Raw genomic sequence first — 18,372 nt, forward strand, 5'->3', positions numbered from 1 at the left:
TCTACCTCAGTTTCAGGGTGGCAAGGCCGAACAGAACCAGAATCACGGTGATAATCCAGAAACGGACAATCACCCGCGGCTCAGGCCAGCCCTTGAGTTCAAAGTGGTGGTGAATCGGCGCCATGCGGAATACGCGGCGCCCGGTCAATTTGAAGGAGGCAACCTGGATCACCACCGACAGGGTTTCCATCACGAACACACCGCCCATGATGAACAGGACGATTTCCTGACGGACGATCACCGCGATGGTGCCCAGGGCCGCGCCCAGCGCCAGTGCGCCGACGTCGCCCATGAAGACTTGTGCGGGGTAGGTGTTGAACCACAGGAAGCCCAGGCCCGCACCGATCAACGCGCCGCAGAACACAATCAGTTCGCCTGCGCCCGGTACATACGGGATCAGCAGGTATTCAGCGAATTTCACGTTACCCGACAGATAGCAGAAGATGCCGAGGGCGCCGCCCACCATCACCGTCGGCATGATCGCCAGGCCGTCGAGGCCGTCCGTCAGGTTGACCGCGTTGCTGGAGCCGACGATCACGAAGTAGGTCAGCACCACGAAGCCGACGCCCAGTGGAATGCTGGCGTCCTTGAGCATCGGGATGATCAGGGTGGTTTCCACCGCGCTTGGCGCAGTCATGAACAGGAAGATCGCCGCGCCGAGGCCGAACACCGACTGCCAGAAATACTTCCAGCGGCTTGGCAGCCCCTTGGAGTTCTTCTCGATCACCTTGCGGTAGTCATCTACCCAACCGATGGCGCCGAACAACAGGGTCACCAGCAGCACGGTCCAGACATAACGGTTATGCAGGTCAGCCCACAGCAGCGTACTGATGCCGATGGACGACAGGATCAACGCGCCGCCCATGGTCGGGGTGCCGGATTTGGACAGGTGCGACTGCGGGCCGTCGTTGCGTACCGACTGGCCAATCTGCAGGTTTTGCAGGGTACGGATCATCCATGGCCCGAGGAACAGCGACAACGACAGCGCGGTCAGCACACCCAGGATCCCGCGCAGGGTCAGGTACTGAAAGACCGCGAAGCCTTTGTGGAACTGTTGCAGATACTCAGCCAGCAGCAGCAGCATTAATGTTTCTCCGTACTTGAGCCACACAAGGCCGCGACGACGTTTTCCATCACCGCGCTGCGCGATCCCTTGATCAAAATAGTGGTGTGTTTGTCTTGTTCAGCCGCACTCAGTGCCTGGATCAGTTCGGCCTGGCTGGCGAAATGCCTGGCGCCCGGCCCGAAGGTGTCAACGGCGTGCAGCATGTTCGGGCCAACGGCGTAAAGGGCATCGACCTTGCCGGCGGCGTACGCGCCGACTTCACGGTGAGACTGTTCAGCCCACTCGCCCAGCTCGGCGATATCCCCCAGCACCAGCACCTTGCGACCGTCGAAGCTGGTCAGCAGGTCGATGGCGGCACAGATCGAGGACTGGTTGGCGTTGTAGGTGTCATCAATCACGCGCATGCCGTTGCTGGCCAATTGCGCGACGGTACGGCCCTTGACCGGTTGCACGGCACCAAGGCCGGTGGCGATGCCAAACAACGACACGCCCAGCACGTGGGCGGCGGCGGCGGCAGCCAGGGCATTGGCGACGTTGTGGTTGCCCAGCAGGTTCAGTTGTACGTGCTCGTCACCTTGCGGGGTATGCAGGGTGAAGGACGGGCAGCCACGGGCGTCGGCCTTGATATTCGAGGCATGGAAATCGGCAGCGGCGTTGTGCACCGCGAAGCTCAACACCTTGCGACCGGCGGCACGTACACGCCAGGTTTCGAAGGCCTTGTCATCGAGGTTCAGCACGGCAGTGCCGGATGCGTCGAGGCCTTCGATGATTTCGCCCTTGGCTTCGACGATCTTTTCAGGGCCGCCAAACTCGCCGACGTGGGCAGTACCGGCGTTGCTGATCACCGCGACATGAGGCTTGGTCATGGCCACGGTGTAGGCGATTTCGCCGATGCGCGAAGCACCCAGCTCAATGACGGCCGCCGTGTGTTCCGGGGCCAGTTCGAGCAGGGTCAGCGGAGCGCCGAAGTCATTGTTCAGGTTGCCACGGGTCGCCAGGACCGGGCCGCGCGTGCGCAGGATGCCGGCCAGCAGCTCCTTGACCGTGGTCTTGCCGCTGGAACCGGTGATCGCCGCAACAGGCTTGGTGAAGGCGGCACGGTTCAGCGCCCCCAGTTGGCCGAGGGCCAGGCGGGTGTCGGCGACCATCAATTGTGGCAGCGTCGAGTCAGCGACTTCGCGCTGCACCAGAGCGCCGACAGCGCCTTTGGCAGCGACGTCATTCAGGTAGTCATGGCCATCGAAACTCGGGCCGGCCAAGGCGACAAACAGTTGCCCGGGCTTGATCGTCCGGCTGTCGATGCTGACGCCATCAAAGCTGCAATCAGCCGACAGCACACGGGCCGACAAGGCCTGGGTCAGTTCGCTGAATTTAAGCGGCTTAAGCATGAGCCACCTCCCACGCGGTCAGGGCATGATCAGCCTCGACCAGATCGGAGAAGGCGTGGCGTTCGCCGTTGATTTCCTGATAGTCCTCGTGACCTTTACCGGCCAGCACCACCACGTCGTCAGCACTTGCGCCGGCGATCAATTGGGCGATGGCTGCACCGCGACCGGCGACGAACGTCGCCTTGGACGCATCTTTAAAGCCGACACGAATGTCATCGAAAATCTGGCTTGGGTCTTCGCTGCGCGGGTTGTCGTCAGTGACGAGCACACCGTCGGCCAGGCGCTCGACGATTTCCGCCATCAGCGGGCGCTTGCCGCGATCGCGGTCACCGCCACAGCCGAACAGGCACAGCAATTTACCCTTGGCGTGGGGGCGCAGGGCCTGCAGGATTTTTTCCAGGGCGTCCGGCGTGTGGGCGTAATCGACCACCACCAGCGGCTGGGTGCCGCCGCCGAGGCGTTGCATGCGACCGGCCGGGCCTTCCAGCTTCGGCAACACCCGCAGGATTTCGTCGAGGGCGTAATCCAGGCCAAGCAAGGCACCGACGGCGGCCAATACGTTGCTCAGGTTGAAACGCCCGAGCAAGGTGCTGCGCAAATGGTGCTCGCCCTGTGGCGTAACCAGCGTGGCGCGCACGCCTTCGTCATCAAAGGTGGCTTCACGGCAATACAGGTAGGCGCTGGAGTCTTCCAGGCTGTAGCTGATCAGGCGACCGTCGCCTTGGGCGGCGGCCAGTTGGCGACCGAATTCGTCGTCCAGGTTGACCACCCGGCACTTCAGGTCATTCCAGGCAAACAGCCGGGCCTTGGTGGCGGCGTAGGCCTCCATGGTCCCGTGGTAATCCAGGTGATCGCGGGACAGGTTGGTCATCACCGCCACGTCGAACGCCAGGGCAGTCACGCGCCCCTGGTCCAGACCGTGGGACGAGACTTCCATGGCAACCGCCTTGGCACCGGCCTTTTTCAGGTCGGCCAGGGTCGCTTGCACGGCAATCGGGTTAGGCGTGGTGTGCAGCCCGCTTTGCAGCGCGCCGTAGAAACCGGTGCCCAGGGTGCCGACGATGCCGCAATGCTGACCCAGCAGGTCAAGCGCCTGGGCGACCAGTTGGGTCACGCTGGTCTTGCCGTTGGTACCGGTCACGCCCACCAGGTTCAGGGTGCGGCTCGGGTCGCCATAAAAGCGCCCGGCGATGTCCGACAGTTGCGCAGCCAGGCCCTTGACCGGAATCAAAGGCACGTCGGTGATCGGCAGCACGGTGGCGCCTTCCACTTCATAGGCTACTGCCGCAGCGCCGCGTTGCAGCGCGTCGGCGATATGGTCACGGCCGTCGAACTTGCCACCCGGCACTGCCAGGAACAGGTCGCCAGCACGCACATTACGGCTGTCCAGGGTCAACTCGCGAATCAGCAGATCGCGGCCGGCGTGGGCAAAAATCTTGTTCAGGCTCAGAGACATCAGCCGCGCCCTCCATTGGCTTTTACAGCAGCGGCCGGCGGGCCGGCGTTCGCTTGTTGGGTAGCCGGCAGGTTGTCCGGCGTGATGTTCATCAGGCGCAACGTCCCGGACATCACCTTGCTGAACACCGGCGCCGATACCAGGCCACCGAAGTAACCGGCTTTGCTCGGCTCATCGATCACCACGACGATGGCGTAGCGCGGATCGCTCATCGGGCCGAAGCCTGCGAACAGCGAGCGGTAGGAGTTTTCGGCGTAGCCCTTGGTACCCACGGCGGTTTTACGCGCGGTACCGGACTTGCCTGCCACGTGATACGCCGGCACCTGGGCACGGAACACGCCACGTGGTGCTTCGATCACTTGTTGCAGCATGCCTTGCATGGTCTTGGCGACGTTTTCCGGGATCACCTGGGTCGCAGGCGGCGCCTCGTCCAGGTGGATCAGGCTCAGCGGCACCATGCGGCCGTTGTTGGCCAGCACCGAGAAGGCGTGGGCCAGTTGGATGGCTGTTACCGACAGGCCATAACCGTAGGAAAGCGTGGCGGTCTCGGCCTTTTTCCAGTCACGGTAGTTCGGCAGGTTGCCCACACGTTCGCCCGGGAAGTCCAGGCCGGTGGGTTGCCCCAGGCCGACTTTCTGCGCGAGGTGGTAGATGGCTTCGCCGCCGATATCGAAGGCGACTTTACTCATGCCCACGTTACTGGAGTTGATCAGGATACCTGTCAAATCCAGCACCGGACCTTCGGTGCGCGACACGTCACGAATGGTGTATTTGCCCAGCTGCAATGTGCCCGGGTAAACCTCGACCTTATCGGCCGGTTTCCAGCGCCCGGTTTCCAGGGCGGCACTCATGGAAATGGCTTTCATGGTCGAACCCGGCTCGAACACGTCGATCATGGCGCGGTTGCGCATCATCGCCGGCTGCAGGTTGCGACGGTTATTCGGGTTGTAGGTCGGCTGGTTGACCATGGCGAGAATCTCGCCGGTCTTCACGTCCATGATCACCAGGCTGCCGGCTTTCGCACCGTTCTCGATGATCGCGTTACGCAGCTCACGGTTGGCCAGGTATTGCAGGCGCAGGTCAATCGACAACGCCAAGGGCTTACCGGCCTTGGCGTTTTTGGTGACCTGGACATCCTTGATCAGTCTGCCGCGCCGATCCTTGATGACCTGTCGCTTGCCGGGAACCCCGGCCAGCCATTCGTCGTAGGCGAGTTCCACGCCTTCGCGACCGTGATCATCAATGTCGGTGAAACCCACCATATGGGCGGTGGTTTCGCCGGCCGGGTAGAAACGCCGAAATTCCTCGATGCCGTAGACACCGGGGACTTTAAGGTCGAGTACTTGCTGGCCTTGTTCGGGGGTGAGCCCGCGAACCAGGTAGATGAATTCTTTATTGGCCTGGGCTTCGAGGCGTTCGCTCAGGGCTTTCGGGTCCTGGCCCAGGGCGGCAGCCAGTTCCGGCCATTTGTCCTTGGCGGTCTGCATTTCCTTGGCGTTGGCCCACAGGGTGGTCACCGGGGTACTGACGGCCAGGGGCTCGCCGTTACGGTCGGTGATCAGGCCGCGGTGTGCAGGAATCGGGATATGCCGCAGGCTACGGGCATCGCCCTGGCCGATCAGGAAGTCACGGTCCACCACTTGCAGGTCGATAATCCGCCAGGCAATCGCGCCCACCATCAGTGCCAGCAACCCCAGCACTACACGGAAACGCCACGGGTAGAGTGCGCCCTCGAGTTTCATCATGGCGCCACCATGCGAACTTCTGCAGCGCCCGGGATGTGCATCTTCAGTTGTTCAGTGGCCAGCACTTCGATGCGGCTGTGGGCCGTCCAGGTACTTTGCTCGAGGATCAACCGGCCCCACTCCGCCTGCGCCTTGTCGCGCACGCTCAATTCCCCGTACAGGGTATTGAGCAGTTGACGGTTGTAGTGGGCGCTGTAGGACACCGCAATCGCGGACACCAGCACGCCAACAAATAGCAGCAACATAAAGAAGCTGCCGCCCGGAAGGGGCTTGGCGAAAAGCTTGCTCACCGCAACTTCTCCGCAACGCGCATGACAGCGCTACGGGCACGTGGGTTGGCCTTGAGTTCGGCTTCGGAAGCGAACTGCGCTTTGCCATGGATTTTGATTTTCGGCACAAAAGCTTCGTAACGCACCGGCAGGTTGCGCGGCAGGTTGTCGGACTCGCCCTTGACCAGGCGACGCATGAACAATTTGACGATGCGGTCTTCCAGGGAGTGGAAGCTGATCACCACCAGGCGACCGCCCACTTCCAGGGCTTCCAGGGCGGCTTCGAGGCCGGCTTCCAAGTCACCCAATTCGTTGTTGACGTGAATACGCAGACCCTGGAACGCACGGGTTGCCGGGTTCTTACCCTTTTCCCATGCAGGGTTGGCGACTTTCAGCACCTCAGCCAGGTCGGCCGTGCGCTCGAATGGCTGGATTTCCCGGCGTTCGACCACGGCACGCGCCATGCGGCCAGCGAAGCGCTCTTCGCCGTATTCCTTGAACACACGGGTGATTTCTTCGTGGGGAGCGGTAGCGATGAACTGCGCGGCGCTGATGCCACGGCTTGGGTCCATGCGCATGTCCAACGGGCCGTCGTTCATGAAACTGAAGCCACGCTCAGGGTCGTCCAGCTGTGGGGAAGACACGCCCAGGTCCAGCAGAACCCCGGCCACCTTGCCCGCCATGCCACGTTCGGCGACTTCTGCACCGAGCTCGGCAAAGCTGCGCTGCACAACGACAAAGCGGCCGTCTTCGGCCGCTAGCGCTTGCCCGGTGGCAATCGCTTGAGGGTCTTTGTCGAACCCGAGGAGCTTACCGTCCGGACCCAGCTGGCTGAGGATCAGCCGACTGTGCCCGCCCCTGCCGAAGGTCCCATCCAAATAGCAGCCATCCGCGCGTACGGCGAGAGCCTCAACGGCTTCGTCAAGCAGTACGGTGATGTGGTTAAAGCCGCTATCAATAGTCACAGGATCAAATCACGCAGTTCATCAGGCATGGCGCCCGGTTGTTGAATAGCAGCCAGGTCAGCTGCAGAAACAGCATCCCAGGCATCTTCGTCCCACAATTGGAACTTGTTCAGTTGGCCTACCAGCATCGCGCGCTTGTCCAATTTGGCGTATTCGCGCAGACGCGGTGGAACCAGGAAACGACCACTGCCATCGAGTTCAAGGTCGACGGCATTACCAATCAGCAAGCGTTGCAGGCGGCGGTTCTCTTCACGCAGTGAAGGCAGTGCACGCAATTTGGTTTCAATCAGCTCCCACTCATCGAGCGGGTACACACATAAACAGGGATCAACGGCATCGATGGTGATGATTAATTGCCCGGAACTTCGCGAAATGAGCTCGTCACGATACCGGCTCGGCATGGCGAGACGGCCTTTTGCATCGAGACTGATAGCGTTAGCTCCGCGAAACACAGATGCGTTTCTCCAAATTTTAGCGTTTTACGTTCAAAAAACCCACTTTGTGCCACTTTCCGCCACTTGCGCACACTATAGGAATGCGCCCACCACACCGTCAAGGCGCGGATTCAAGGAAAAGCCTTACAGAACGGAGATTTAGGAAGGTAAAGGGAGGAGAAACGAGAGTTTGACGGCGATTTTGACTCAACAACACCAAATAGCTCAAAGAGCTAAGGCTTAAAGTTAAAGTAATTTATTAAGAGTAAGATTTTTTCGGTATTACGAAGACGCATCTGCTGACGATTCAGCAGGGAGGGATTCTCGCGTTACTACCAGGTTCCTGCCCGAGATTCGGACAGAAGGAAAAAAGGTGGAGAGTCGATCTGTAAGCCGGGTTCTGTCTTGAACAGTCATTCGTCTACGATGGCCATCACTGGACATCTTTAGCAACCTACCCGGTCCCAGCGCGGGCCACGCCTTGGGACCCTATTTGGTCTTGCTCCAAGTGGGGTTTACCTAGCCACGAACTGTTGCCAGTCGTGCGGTGCGCTCTTACCGCACCTTTTCACCCTTACCGGTACCGAAGTACTTAGGCGGTTATTTTCTGTGGCACTTTCCGTAGGCTCACGCCTCCCAGGCATTACCTGGCACTTCGCCCTATGGAGCCCGGACTTTCCTCCCCCCTCTAATTTTCATAGAAGGCAGCGACTGTCCAATCGACTCTCCGCCGCGCAGGTTAACGGCACGGCGGCGTTAGAACAAGTATTAAAAGACACTAATGCCATCATGTTCAGACGGAGTGCAGGTTAGAACCCGGAACTATTCGCCCTTTTGTTTATCCAGCGCCACTTGATACAGGACGTTCTTGCGTACGCCGGTTATTTCCGCGGCCAATGCAGCGGCGCGCTTCAATGGCATCTCCTTGAGCAGCAGGTCAAGAATGCGCATTGCCTCGCTGCCCACGGCATCTTCGCTTTCCGGCGCCGACCAGCCGGCTACCAGCACTACGCACTCGCCGCGCTGCTGATTGCTGTCGCCCTCGACAAATTCGCGCAGTTCCTGCAGCGGCAAGCCCTTGAGGGTTTCGAAGGTCTTGGTGATTTCCCGCGCCAGCAGTGCCAGGCGATCGCCGCCGAACACCAGCTCCATATCCTGCAGGCACTCAAGGATGCGGTGCGGGGCTTCGTAGAAGATCAGCGTGCGTGGCTCTTCCTTTACCAGTTCCAGGCGCGCCCGGCGCCCGACGGCCTTGGCAGGCAGGAAGCCTTCGAAGATAAACCGGTCCGACGGCAAGCCGGCAGCAGACAATGCAGCAATCAGCGCGCACGCTCCCGGAACAGGCACTACATTGATACCAGCCGCCCGCGCCTGGCGAACCAGATGATAGCCAGGGTCGGAAATCAGCGGCGTACCCGCATCCGAGATCAACGCCACGTCATCACCCGCCAACAAACGAGTGATAAAACGACTGCCTTCTTCACGCTCGTTGTGTTCGTGACAGGCGGCCAAGGGGGTCGGAATACCGAAATGCTGCATCAACCGCTGGGAGTGCCGAGTGTCTTCAGCCGCGATCAGTTTTACGTCGCGCAACACTTTCAGCGCACGCGCACTGATGTCGTCCAGGTTGCCAATGGGCGTCGCCACGACAAAAAGCGAGCCTGCAGTGGAATTCAAAGGACCTGGAGCAGTCAAAACGCACACCTCGATGGTTGGCAAAAGCCACATTGTAGCGCGTAGACGCCTTGAATATATGCCCTCGGGGAGGGTTCGATTTCAGCCGCCTATTGGGTCCTGCAACATTTACACGACCTAAATAGACGGTTTCACGCCAGTAACATCGCGCCCCGGCCAGTGCTTGGGTACAATTCCACGCTAATTTGATCGGTATCAGGAACACTTACATGATCGCTTGCCTGCGGCTGTTCTCTGCCCTCTGCCTCGCTGCCCTGTTGGCGGCTTGCGCCAGCTCGCCCTCGTCCAGCCTTGGCGACCTCCCCCGGACTCCGGATGCCAGCATCGAGCAACTGCTCGAACAGGCGACTTCGGCCAAGACTCCGGAAAAAGCCGCGCTGTTGCGCTTGAGTGCGGCTGACCTGGCGTTCCACCAAAACAATCCGGGACGCTCGGCGCAGATTCTTGCCCAGGTGCCACTGGACGTCCTGAAACCGGCGGCGCAGGTATTTGCCAGCACCCTGTCGGCTGAACTGGCGATGGCCCGCAACCAGCCCAAGGCAGCGTTGACGGCCTTGAATCACCCGAGCCTGCAAAGCCTCAAGGATCTGCCGCCTGAACAGCAGATCCGCACGGGCACCGTGCATGCCCGCGCCTATGAGGCCGACGGCCAGACCCTGGCCGCCGCCCGCGAGCGCGTCGCCATGGCCCCGCTGCTGACGGGCGATGCCTACAACAGCAACCACGAAGCCATCTGGGCACTGATTGCCGCCTTGCCTGCCGATCAGCTGCAAGCCAGCGGCAACCCGACGCTGGACGGCTGGATCAGCCTGGCCCAGGCAGTCAAGGGCGCCGGCACTCTGGAGCAACAGCAGGCGGCCATCGACACCTGGCGCGCCCAGAACCCTGGCCACCCGGCAGCCTCGCAATTGCCGCAGCCGCTGACCAAGCTCAAGGAGCTGGCCAGCCAGCCGCTGAACAAGATCGCCCTGCTGCTGCCGCAGGAAGGTCCGCTGGCCGGCGTTGCCAAGGCGCTGCGCGAAGGCTTCATGGCCGCGCACTACCAGGCTGAACAAGCCGGGCAGAAGCCGCCGGTGATCGAGTTCTACGACAGCTCGCGCCTGACCTCCATCGACGACTTCTACGCCAAGGCCCAGGCCGCCGGCGTGCAACTGGTGGTCGGCCCGTTGGAGAAACCGCTGGTCAAGCAACTCAGCGCACGCCCGCAATTGCCGATCACCACCCTGGCCCTGAACTACAGCGAAGCCGACCAGAACCCGGCGCAACTGTTCCAGTTTGGCCTGGCCGCTGAAGACGAAGCCCGTGAGGTGTCCCGTCGTGCTCGCGCCGATGGCCTGCACCGCGCCGCCGCCATGGTGCCGAAAGGCGAATGGGGCGAGCGCGTCTACAAGGCATTCCGTCAGGATTGGGAAGCCAATGGCGGCACCGTGGTGGGCGTCGAGTACGTTGACCAGCCGGTAGCCCTGGCCCAGCAGATTGCCGACCTGTTCCAGCTGCGCAAGAGCGAAGGCCGCGCCAAGAGCCTGCAAAGCACGGTAGGTTCGGATGTTTCCGCCCAGCCATCGCGCCGCCAGGACATCGAGTTCATCTTCCTGGCCGTGACTCCGCAACTGGCCCAGCAGATCAAGCCGACCCTGAACTTCCAATACGCTGGCGACGTGCCGGTGTATGCGACGTCCCACGTGTTCAGCGCCAGTGGCGACAAGAACCAGTACCTGGACATGACCAACGTGATGTTCTGCGAAACCCCTTGGCTGCTGAACACCACCGACCCGCTGCGCAACCAGGTCGCCGCCCAATGGCCGCAAGCCAACGGCAGCCTTGGCCGCCTGTACGCGATGGGTGTGGATGCCTACCGCCTGGCGCCGCGCCTGGGGCAGCTCAAGGCACTGCCGGACACTCGTGTCGACGGCCTGTCGGGCAACCTGGGCGTCAGCGCCAGCCAGCGTGTCGACCGCCAGATGCCATGGGCGAAGTTCGTCGGTGGCGAGATCCAGCGCCTGCCTGATACCCCGCGCTGATGCCCGAGCGGTCAAGCGCACAAAGCGGCAAGGACGCCGAACTTCAAGCTCTCGAGTACCTGCAACGACAAGGTCTGCGCCTCCTGGCGCAGAACTGGTTATGCAAACGCGGCGAGCTTGATCTGGTCATGCTTGACGGCGATACAGTAGTATTTGTCGAAGTCCGCTACAGAAAACACGCACAATGGGGTGGCGCGCTCGCCAGTATCGACGGGCGCAAGCGCCAGAAGTTGATACTCGCCGCGCAGTTTTTCCTGCTCAAGGAGCGTCGCTGGGCCGATCATCCCTGCCGTTTCGATGTGGTTGCCATAGAAAGCACTCCCCGGGGAACAGCCGATCTGAACTGGCTGCAAGATGCCTTTGACAGCTGATTCGCCGGACATCTACACCGCACACTTTTGCTCTTTGCTTTGCGGGCTGCACATTCCTGTGCCAAACAGCCGCGCTACTTAAGGTCACACAGATGGACATGCAATCCCGAATTCGCCAGCTTTTCCAGGCCAGTATCGATACCAAGCAACAGGCGATGGACGTACTTGCACCGCACATCGAGCAAGCCAGTCAGGTCATGGTCAACGCCTTGCTCAACGAGGGCAAAATGCTTTCGTGCGGCAACGGCGGTTCGGCCGGCGATGCCCAGCATTTCTCCTCCGAGCTGCTCAACCGCTTCGAGCGTGAGCGCCCGAGCCTGCCGGCCATCGCCCTGACCACCGACACCTCGACGATCACCTCGATCGCCAACGACTACAGCTACAACGAAATCTTCTCCAAACAGATCCGCGCCCTTGGCCAGCCGGGGGACGTCCTGCTGGCGATCTCCACCAGCGGTAACTCGGCGAATATTATTCAAGCGATCCAGGCCGCACATGATCGTGAAATGATTGTCGTAGCATTGACCGGACGCGACGGCGGCGGCATGGCCTCGCTGCTGTTGCCCGAAGACGTGGAAATCCGCGTCCCGGCCAATGTCACCGCACGTATCCAGGAAGTCCACCTGCTGGCGATCCACTGCCTGTGCGATCTGATCGACAGCCAACTGTTCGGGAGTGAAGAATGACCGTTAAACGCCTTAGCCTATTGGCAATCACGCTGTGCCTAGGCATCAGCGGCTGCAGCTCGGTAATCGAAGCGAGCCGCGACACGCCCATCCAGGACGATAAAGGCACCCGCACTTTCGGCAGCAAAATCGATGACTCACTGATCGAGACCAAGGTTTCCGTCAACGTGTCCAAGGCCGCTCCAGACCTGGGCAACGGCGCATCGCGCATCGTGGTCGTCAGCTTCAACGGCGTGGTGCTGCTCACCGGCCAAACCCCGCGCGCCGACTTGAAGGCCCAGGCTGAACAAGCTGCCGCCACTGTGCAGCGGGTCAAGAAGGTTCACAACGAACTGCAGGTGATGGACCCGATCACCCTGCTGGCAATCAGCAACGACGCCCTGCTGACCACCAAGATCAAGACGCAGATGCTGACCGACAGCGCCATTCCCGGCTCTCGGATCAAGATCGTCACCGACAACGGCATCGTCTACATGATGGGCCTGCTGACCCAGGCAGAAGCCACCCGCGCCGCCAACCTGGTACAAAGTGTGTCCGGCGTACAGAAGATCGTGAAGCTGTTCGAATACATCGACTGATTTATCGTCAGCCACAAAAAAGGGCGCCGTGCATGGATTGCACGGCGCCCTTTTTATTGACTACAGATTACTGGTACTGCTGGTACGGGTTGCCCTGGAACTGGTTGTTCTGCTGCGGCGCCTGTTGCTGCTGGGCGGCCGGCTGACCGTACTGCTGGCCAGGGATCGGGCCCAGGTTGACCTCCACACGACGGTTCTGGGCACGGCCATTGACATCGGCGTTGCTGGCGATCGGGTTATCCGGGCCGGCACCGCGGGCACTCAGGTTGGTCGGGCTGACACCTTGGGAGGTCAGGTAATTGGCCACGCTCTGCGCACGACGCTGGGACAGGTCCATGTTGAGCTGACGGCTGCCGGTGCTGTCGGTGTAGCCAACGATCTGGATGGTGTTCTGGTTGAACTGCTTCAGCGAGTTCGCCAGGTTGTTCAGCGGCGTGTAGAAGCTGCTGGAGATCGCATCCGAGTTGGTGGCGAAGGTGATGTTACCCGGCATGATCAGCTTGATCTGGTCGCCCTGGCGCTGCACTTCGACACCGGTGTTGGCCATGCTGGCGCGCAGTTTCTTTTCCTGCTGGTCGGCGTAGTAGCCGTAGCCCGCACCACCGATACCGGCGACGGCAGCGCCGATCAGCGCACCCTTGCCGCGGTTGTTGTGGTCGATGGCTGCACCCGCCAACGCACCAGCCAGGGCGCCCAGGCCACCATACTTGGCGGTATTGCTCACACCGGAAGAGCCACCACCCTGTGCCTGGCTGCCGTCATAAGGATTAGGTGAAGCGCAGCCCGACAACAGGGCTACGGCAGTAGCAACAACAAGCAGACGACGAGAAGTGAACATGAAGGAAGCTCCTACTTTTGCATTCGGTGATGCAGAGGACATTGGCATTGGACCTGTGCCGAGCTTGGAACACGACAAACGGTAAAAATTCCATCTCCACACAAGCCCGGCCACACTCAAACCCTAGCAGAGACTTCCTGAACGGTAATTGTCATTTTCTCTATATGTTTCGTCTGATAGTTGCCACTTGGTATCCGAAAAACTACCCACATTTTCCTTCACGCGCGGACAAACGGATTCTCACGCATTTCATCTCCCAGGCGCGTATCCGGACCGTGCCCTGTCACCACCACCGCCGCTTCATCCAGAGTGTAGAGCCGTTGCTTGATCGAGCGCACGATGGTCGCCTGGTCACCGCCCCACAAATCCGTACGGCCCACGCCGCGCCGAAACAGGGTATCGCCGGCAATCAGCAACTTCGCATCGGCGAACCAGAAACTCATCGAGCCGGGTGTGTGTCCAGGTGTATGCAAGGCAACCCCGCAACCACAGGCCAGCTCTTCTTCATCCTCCAGCCAACGATCCGGCGACGGCACTGGCGTGTAAGGCACGCGGAACATCTGGCACTGCATTTCCAGGTTGTCCCACAGAAACTGGTCTTCCTTGTGCAGGTGCAGGGTAGCGCCGGTTTTTTCCTTCAACTGCCCGGAGGCCAGGAAGTGATCGAGATGGGCGTGGGTGTGAATAATGCTGACCACTTTCAGGCCCAGCGCATCGAGGCGCGCCAGGATCAGCTCATGGTTGCCGCCCGGGTCGACGACGATGGCTTTTTTGGTGACGGGGTCGCCGATGATCGTGCAGTTGCACTGCAACGGGCCTACCGGGAACGTTTCGCGGATCAGCGCGGGAGACTGAATATTCATGGGTATTCCTGCAAATTCAAAGGCACACTCTTTTGTACTGCATTCCGGCGCACAGTATGTTCGACCCTGCACCCGATCCGAAAGCGCTCGCGAGCGCACGGCTGTCAAACCCGGCAACTGCTAAGCTACTCTGGCGCCAGTCATACAACGCGCAACGTATAGCGCATGGAGTGGGACTTATGGCGACCCTCAGCCCATTGATCATCTGCGAACACTGCGATTGCGTGTACGAAAAAGTCGCGCTCGCCAAACATCAGAAGACCCTTTGCACCCGCTGCGCAGGCGTACTCCAGCGTTATAACGGGCTGTCGGTGGAACAACGCCTGGCCCTGACCCTGACCGCCACCGTGCTGTGGATTTTCGCCAACTTCTACCCGGTGATGAGCATCAGCCTGCAAGGCCTGAAAAGCAGCGCCACGTTATGGGATTCGGTGGTCGCACTGGCCCAGGGCCCGATCACCTTCATCGCGCTGGTGGCGGCGATTTCCATCATCATCGCGCCGGTGTTCCAGTTGCTGCTGTTGATCTGGGTGCTGGGCTTTGCGATGAAGGGCCAACGCTCGCCGGCGTTCAAGCTGTGCATGCGCTGGCTCGAAGCGCTTCGGCCCTGGAGCATGCTCGAAGTCTGCCTGCTGGGCGCCATGGTGGCGGTGTTCAAACTCGCCGGCATGCTGGATGTGTTGCCCGGCACCGGCCTGTTTGCCCTGGCCGCCCTCAGCCTGTTGCTGATCCGCATTGCCGGGCGTGATATTCGCGACCTGTGGGACATTTTATGAGCCGTCCACCGACCGCCAGCGAGCTGAACCTGTGCCTGTGCCACAGCTGCGGCCAGGCTTGCGACGTCAGCACCGCGCCCGACGAATGCGAGCGTTGCGGCGCGCCGCTGCACCGGCGCAAGGTCCATTCGCTGACCCGTACCTGGGCCTATATGCTGACGGCGCTGGCGTTTTACGTGCCCGCCAACTTACTGCCGGTGATGAACACCTCGATGCTCGGCTCGGGCGCCGACAGCACCATCATGAGCGGCGTGCTGGAGTTCTGGCAGCACGGCGCCTGGGACATCGCCCTGATCATTTTCATCGCCAGCATCGCGGTGCCGGGTATCAAGTTCGTCGCATTGACGTTGCTGCTGGTCACCGTGCAGCGCAATAACCAGTGGGCGCGCAAGGAGCGCTCGAAGCTGTTTCGCTTCGTCGAAGTGATTGGCTACTGGTCGATGCTGGATGTGATCGTGGTGGCCTTGGTGGCCGCCCTGGTGCGGTTCCAGGCCCTGGGCACCATCGAGCCGCGCCTGGGCATTCTGTTCTTTGGCCTGGTGGTGGTTTTCACCATGCTCTCGGCAATGAGTTTCGACCCGCGCCTGATCTGGGAAAACCCACACAACGAGGAGATGCCGGATGGCGTCGCAAACCACTGACAAACCGCAGCCTGCGGGCTCGCCTGCGATCAAGACGCGGCGCTTCAGCGTCTCGCTGGTGTGGATCGTGCCGATTGTCGCGGTGCTGGTGGGCATTTCGCTGGTGGTGCACAGCATCCTTCAGCAAGGGCCGAGCATTACCATTACCTTCAAGACCGGCAGCGGCCTGACCGCCAACAAGACCGACGTGAAATACCGCAACGTGGTGATCGGCCAGGTGACTGATGTGGAGTTGAGCGACGATCAGAAAAGCGTCAACGCCACGATCAAACTGTCCAAGCAGGCTGAAAGCTTCACCCGTGAAGACTCGCAGTTCTGGGTGGTGCGCCCACGTATCGGTGCCGGCGGCGTTTCCGGTATCGACACGCTGCTCTCCGGGGATTACATCGGCGCCGATATCGGCCAGTCCGATACTCGCGCCAACCGGTTCACCGGCCTGGAAAACCCGCCGCCCATTACCTATGGCGAACCGGGCAAGCGCTTCACGCTGCACACCCAGGACCTGGGTTCGCTGGATATCGGCTCCCCCGTGTACTACCGCAAGATTCCCGTTGGCCAGGTGGTGGCCTATGCCCTGGACGCTGACGGCAAGGGCGTGAACATCGACGTGTTCGTGCATGCACCCAATGACGCCTACGTCACCGAGAACACCCGGTTCTGGAACGCCAGCGGGATTGATGTGAGTGTCGGCGCCAACGGGTTTGCGCTGAAAACCGAATCCTTGTCGTCCATGCTGGTGGGCGGCATCGCCTTCCTCGCCCCGCCCTACAGCCCAAACGACAAGCCGGCAGACGAAGAACACTCCTACGAACTGTTCGCCGACCAGCAAACCGCGCTGGCCCCGCCCAATGGCAAGGCGCAATACCTGAACCTGCGGTTCGACCAGGCCTTGCGCGGGCTTACGGTGGGTGCGCCAGTGGAATTCCTGGGTATCGAATTCGGCAAAGTGGTGTCGATCAACCTGGATTTCGACGAGAAAAAACGCAGCTTCCCGGTCAACGTCGGCATCGTGATCTACCCGCAGCGCCTCGGCGAAGCCAACACCAAAATGCTCACGGTCTTGAAGCATGACCCCAACGACGAAGCCGGCGGTGTGCGCCTGATAGGCAGCTTCATCGAACACGGCCTGCGCGCCCAGGCCCGCAGCGGCAACCTGCTCACTGGCCAGCTGTATATCGCCCTGGACTTCTTCCCCAAGGCCGACAAAGTCGTGTTTGACCCGAACCTGCGCCCCGTCAGTATTCCGACCATCCCCGGCAACCTGGAACAACTGCAGGAAAAACTCGAAGGCATCGTCAACAAGATCAACCAGCTGCCGATCGAGCGAATTGCCGGCAACCTCGACGGCAGCCTGGTGGAACTGCGCAAGGGTCTCGGCCAGTTCAACGCCAAGACACTGCCGGGGGTGCAAAACACGCTGGCCGACGTGAGTAAAACCCTGCAATCCGCCAGTTCGACCCTGGCCGAGGATTCGCCGCAACGGGAACAGTTGACCCAGACCCTGGACGAACTGAGCCGCATGTCGCGCTCCCTGCGAGAGCTGTCGGACTACCTGGCACGCCATCCCGAATCGCTGATTCGCGGTCGCCCCGACAACGCCGCGCCCTCCGACCTGCAAGGGCCACCGCGCAAATGACCACAGGAGCAACCACCATGGCTTTGCCGCTGAAGATCACGCTGCTCACCGGGTTGCTGCTGCTGACGGCGTGCCGCAGTGAGCCCATTCAATTTCATACCCTGACGCCGGTGCAGCGCAGCAATGCGTCATTGGCCGCGGGGGGCGAGATCCGGATTGAAAGCATCACGGTCCCGCCACAGGTCGACAGGCCACAGATTGTCATCCGCCAGGGTGACAGCGGCGTGGCCATTCTCGAGACGCAATGGTGGGCTGCCAGCCTGGTGGATGAGTTGCGCAGCGCGCTGGTGGATCAACTCGCCAGCAGCCGGAAAAACCTGGCGGTGCGCATTGAGGTCCAGCGCTTTGACTCGATCCCCGGGCAGTACGCCCTGCTCGACGTCAAATGGCGGCTTCGCCAGACGGGCACGGACGAACGCACGCCGCTGACGTGTCGCACGGTGGTGCAGTCGCCATCCGGCCCGACCATTGACGACCTGGTGATCGCGCAGCAAAACAACGTCAAGCGGTTTGCCGCGCTGCTCAGCCAGGCCGCCGACAAGTCATCGAGTGAGTGCCCCGCCGTGCGGTAAACATTGATCCAGGGGATCGAGCCATGCGCACATTCTGGAAGTGGTATCAACAACTGCTGGAGAATGACTTCAGCACCCAGGTCTTCGACAATGTGAAGAACCTGCTGGTATGCGCGCTGTTGTTTGCTGCGGGCACCAACGCACTGGCCGGGAAACATCAGCTGTTCCTCGGCATCCTGGCGTCAAGCGTGGCCGGGTGGGGCTTGATCGTCGTTTCAAGCTTGCTGATGGTGCTGAATGTGAGCGATGGCATCCGCCGGCTCGCCAAGCTGCGTTATCACCTGGTCCTTCAGCTGCTGCTTATCCTGATCTATGTACTGGTGGCAGCCCGCGTGGTGGAAATCGTCTGGGGCTTTCGATCCCATTGATCCA

19 protein-coding genes and 1 other RNA gene are annotated in these 18,372 nt (G+C 61.0%); 9 read left to right on the plus strand and 11 right to left on the minus strand.

Features of this window, described 5'->3' with window-relative positions:
• Window position 1: 1 nt before the first annotated feature.
• From mraY to rsmI, 9 genes are all read right to left on the minus strand, one after another.
• On the minus strand, window positions 2-1,084 hold the full coding sequence (gene mraY / locus C0058_RS27110; protein ID WP_008434230.1) for a phospho-N-acetylmuramoyl-pentapeptide-transferase: 1,083 nt from the start codon (window positions 1,082-1,084) through the stop codon (window positions 2-4).
• The gene (gene murF, locus C0058_RS27115) at window positions 1,084-2,454 is read right to left on the minus strand and encodes a UDP-N-acetylmuramoyl-tripeptide--D-alanyl-D-alanine ligase (protein ID WP_102369888.1); all 1,371 of its coding nucleotides are present in this window, start codon (window positions 2,452-2,454) and stop codon (window positions 1,084-1,086) included. The genes mraY and murF overlap by 1 nt, the downstream gene beginning before the upstream one ends.
• Window positions 2,447-3,910: a UDP-N-acetylmuramoyl-L-alanyl-D-glutamate--2,6-diaminopimelate ligase gene (locus C0058_RS27120; RefSeq protein ID WP_003216207.1), complete on the minus strand. Its 1,464-nt coding sequence runs from the start codon at window positions 3,908-3,910 to the stop codon at window positions 2,447-2,449. The genes murF and C0058_RS27120 overlap by 8 nt, the downstream gene beginning before the upstream one ends.
• Window positions 3,910-5,652, minus strand: coding sequence for a penicillin-binding protein 2 (locus C0058_RS27125; RefSeq protein ID WP_166742205.1), 1,743 nt, complete (start codon window positions 5,650-5,652; stop codon window positions 3,910-3,912). Before C0058_RS27125 ends, C0058_RS27120 begins: the two co-directional genes overlap by 1 nt.
• The gene (gene ftsL, locus C0058_RS27130) at window positions 5,652-5,945 is read right to left on the minus strand and encodes a cell division protein FtsL (RefSeq protein ID WP_003216203.1); all 294 of its coding nucleotides are present in this window, start codon (window positions 5,943-5,945) and stop codon (window positions 5,652-5,654) included. The genes C0058_RS27125 and ftsL overlap by 1 nt, the downstream gene beginning before the upstream one ends.
• Window positions 5,942-6,889: a 16S rRNA (cytosine(1402)-N(4))-methyltransferase RsmH gene (gene rsmH / locus C0058_RS27135; protein WP_003216201.1), complete on the minus strand. Its 948-nt coding sequence runs from the start codon at window positions 6,887-6,889 to the stop codon at window positions 5,942-5,944. The genes ftsL and rsmH overlap by 4 nt, the downstream gene beginning before the upstream one ends.
• Window positions 6,886-7,341, minus strand: coding sequence for a division/cell wall cluster transcriptional repressor MraZ (gene mraZ / locus C0058_RS27140; RefSeq protein ID WP_003171868.1), 456 nt, complete (start codon window positions 7,339-7,341; stop codon window positions 6,886-6,888). The genes rsmH and mraZ overlap by 4 nt, the downstream gene beginning before the upstream one ends.
• A gap of 355 nt (window positions 7,342-7,696) precedes the next feature.
• Window positions 7,697-8,050: RNase P RNA component class A (gene rnpB / locus C0058_RS27145), an RNA gene on the minus strand.
• Between the two features lie 95 nt (window positions 8,051-8,145).
• Window positions 8,146-9,051 (minus strand): 16S rRNA (cytidine(1402)-2'-O)-methyltransferase, encoded by a 906-nt coding sequence (rsmI, locus tag C0058_RS27150; RefSeq protein WP_161635740.1) that lies wholly within the window; start codon window positions 9,049-9,051, stop codon window positions 8,146-8,148.
• Between the two features lie 176 nt (window positions 9,052-9,227).
• Between rsmI and C0058_RS27155 the strand changes: the two genes are divergently transcribed.
• From C0058_RS27155 to C0058_RS27170, 4 genes are all read left to right on the plus strand, one after another.
• Window positions 9,228-11,039, plus strand: coding sequence for a penicillin-binding protein activator (locus C0058_RS27155; protein ID WP_102369889.1), 1,812 nt, complete (start codon window positions 9,228-9,230; stop codon window positions 11,037-11,039).
• Window positions 11,039-11,410, plus strand: coding sequence for a YraN family protein (locus C0058_RS27160; protein ID WP_003216193.1), 372 nt, complete (start codon window positions 11,039-11,041; stop codon window positions 11,408-11,410). The genes C0058_RS27155 and C0058_RS27160 overlap by 1 nt, the downstream gene beginning before the upstream one ends.
• A gap of 92 nt (window positions 11,411-11,502) precedes the next feature.
• Complete coding sequence (locus tag C0058_RS27165) at window positions 11,503-12,096, plus strand: phosphoheptose isomerase (RefSeq protein ID WP_003216190.1); 594 nt, start codon at window positions 11,503-11,505, stop codon at window positions 12,094-12,096.
• The gene (locus C0058_RS27170; RefSeq protein ID WP_003216188.1) at window positions 12,093-12,674 is read left to right on the plus strand and encodes a BON domain-containing protein; all 582 of its coding nucleotides are present in this window, start codon (window positions 12,093-12,095) and stop codon (window positions 12,672-12,674) included. Before C0058_RS27165 ends, C0058_RS27170 begins: the two co-directional genes overlap by 4 nt.
• A 67-nt stretch (window positions 12,675-12,741) precedes the next feature.
• Here the strand turns inward: C0058_RS27170 and C0058_RS27175 are convergent, their stop codons facing one another.
• Together C0058_RS27175 and C0058_RS27180 are read right to left on the minus strand one after the other, a co-directional pair.
• Window positions 12,742-13,512 carry an OmpA family protein gene (locus C0058_RS27175; protein ID WP_032899265.1) on the minus strand — a complete coding sequence of 257 codons (771 nt, stop codon included), beginning with the start codon at window positions 13,510-13,512 and terminating at the stop codon, window positions 12,742-12,744.
• A gap of 218 nt (window positions 13,513-13,730) precedes the next feature.
• Window positions 13,731-14,375 (minus strand): MBL fold metallo-hydrolase, encoded by a 645-nt coding sequence (locus tag C0058_RS27180; RefSeq protein WP_003216184.1) that lies wholly within the window; start codon window positions 14,373-14,375, stop codon window positions 13,731-13,733.
• Between the two features lie 179 nt (window positions 14,376-14,554).
• Between C0058_RS27180 and C0058_RS27185 the strand changes: the two genes are divergently transcribed.
• From C0058_RS27185 to C0058_RS27205, 5 genes are read left to right on the plus strand one after another with little or no spacing between them, the layout of a single operon-like run.
• Complete coding sequence (locus tag C0058_RS27185; RefSeq protein ID WP_008434242.1) at window positions 14,555-15,151, plus strand: paraquat-inducible protein A; 597 nt, start codon at window positions 14,555-14,557, stop codon at window positions 15,149-15,151.
• Window positions 15,148-15,792 carry a paraquat-inducible protein A gene (locus tag C0058_RS27190; RefSeq protein ID WP_003216181.1) on the plus strand — a complete coding sequence of 215 codons (645 nt, stop codon included), beginning with the start codon at window positions 15,148-15,150 and terminating at the stop codon, window positions 15,790-15,792. The genes C0058_RS27185 and C0058_RS27190 overlap by 4 nt, the downstream gene beginning before the upstream one ends.
• Window positions 15,773-17,428 carry an intermembrane transport protein PqiB gene (locus C0058_RS27195; protein ID WP_003216179.1) on the plus strand — a complete coding sequence of 552 codons (1,656 nt, stop codon included), beginning with the start codon at window positions 15,773-15,775 and terminating at the stop codon, window positions 17,426-17,428. Before C0058_RS27190 ends, C0058_RS27195 begins: the two co-directional genes overlap by 20 nt.
• A 17-nt stretch (window positions 17,429-17,445) precedes the next feature.
• The gene (locus C0058_RS27200) at window positions 17,446-18,000 is read left to right on the plus strand and encodes a membrane integrity-associated transporter subunit PqiC (RefSeq protein ID WP_008434246.1); all 555 of its coding nucleotides are present in this window, start codon (window positions 17,446-17,448) and stop codon (window positions 17,998-18,000) included.
• A gap of 23 nt (window positions 18,001-18,023) precedes the next feature.
• The gene (locus tag C0058_RS27205) at window positions 18,024-18,368 is read left to right on the plus strand and encodes a hypothetical protein (protein WP_102369890.1); all 345 of its coding nucleotides are present in this window, start codon (window positions 18,024-18,026) and stop codon (window positions 18,366-18,368) included.
• Window positions 18,369-18,372: the final 4 nt, after the last annotated feature.

The organism is Pseudomonas sp. NC02, from assembly GCF_002874965.1.
In the GTDB taxonomy this organism is placed as follows: Bacteria; Pseudomonadota; Gammaproteobacteria; order Pseudomonadales; family Pseudomonadaceae; genus Aquipseudomonas.

Coding starts and splice junctions, on each gene's coding strand:
- C0058_RS27170 (WP_003216188.1), top strand. CDS start 12,093: ATGACCGTTAAACGCCTTAGCCTATTGGCAATCACGCTGTGCCTAGGC.
- C0058_RS27205 (WP_102369890.1), top strand. CDS start 18,024: ATGCGCACATTCTGGAAGTGGTATCAACAACTGCTGGAGAATGACTTC.
- C0058_RS27155 (WP_102369889.1), top strand. CDS start 9,228: ATGATCGCTTGCCTGCGGCTGTTCTCTGCCCTCTGCCTCGCTGCCCTG.
- C0058_RS27165 (WP_003216190.1), top strand. CDS start 11,503: ATGGACATGCAATCCCGAATTCGCCAGCTTTTCCAGGCCAGTATCGAT.
- C0058_RS27180 (WP_003216184.1), bottom strand. CDS start 14,375: ATGAATATTCAGTCTCCCGCGCTGATCCGCGAAACGTTCCCGGTAGGC.
- mraY (WP_008434230.1), bottom strand. CDS start 1,084: ATGCTGCTGCTGCTGGCTGAGTATCTGCAACAGTTCCACAAAGGCTTC.
- C0058_RS27125 (WP_166742205.1), bottom strand. CDS start 5,652: ATGAAACTCGAGGGCGCACTCTACCCGTGGCGTTTCCGTGTAGTGCTG.
- C0058_RS27200 (WP_008434246.1), top strand. CDS start 17,446: ATGGCTTTGCCGCTGAAGATCACGCTGCTCACCGGGTTGCTGCTGCTG.
- rsmI (WP_161635740.1), bottom strand. CDS start 9,051: ATGTGGCTTTTGCCAACCATCGAGGTGTGCGTTTTGACTGCTCCAGGT.
- C0058_RS27185 (WP_008434242.1), top strand. CDS start 14,555: ATGGCGACCCTCAGCCCATTGATCATCTGCGAACACTGCGATTGCGTG.
- C0058_RS27190 (WP_003216181.1), top strand. CDS start 15,148: ATGAGCCGTCCACCGACCGCCAGCGAGCTGAACCTGTGCCTGTGCCAC.
- C0058_RS27160 (WP_003216193.1), top strand. CDS start 11,039: ATGCCCGAGCGGTCAAGCGCACAAAGCGGCAAGGACGCCGAACTTCAA.
- C0058_RS27120 (WP_003216207.1), bottom strand. CDS start 3,910: ATGTCTCTGAGCCTGAACAAGATTTTTGCCCACGCCGGCCGCGATCTG.
- murF (WP_102369888.1), bottom strand. CDS start 2,454: ATGCTTAAGCCGCTTAAATTCAGCGAACTGACCCAGGCCTTGTCGGCC.
- C0058_RS27195 (WP_003216179.1), top strand. CDS start 15,773: ATGGCGTCGCAAACCACTGACAAACCGCAGCCTGCGGGCTCGCCTGCG.
- C0058_RS27175 (WP_032899265.1), bottom strand. CDS start 13,512: ATGTTCACTTCTCGTCGTCTGCTTGTTGTTGCTACTGCCGTAGCCCTG.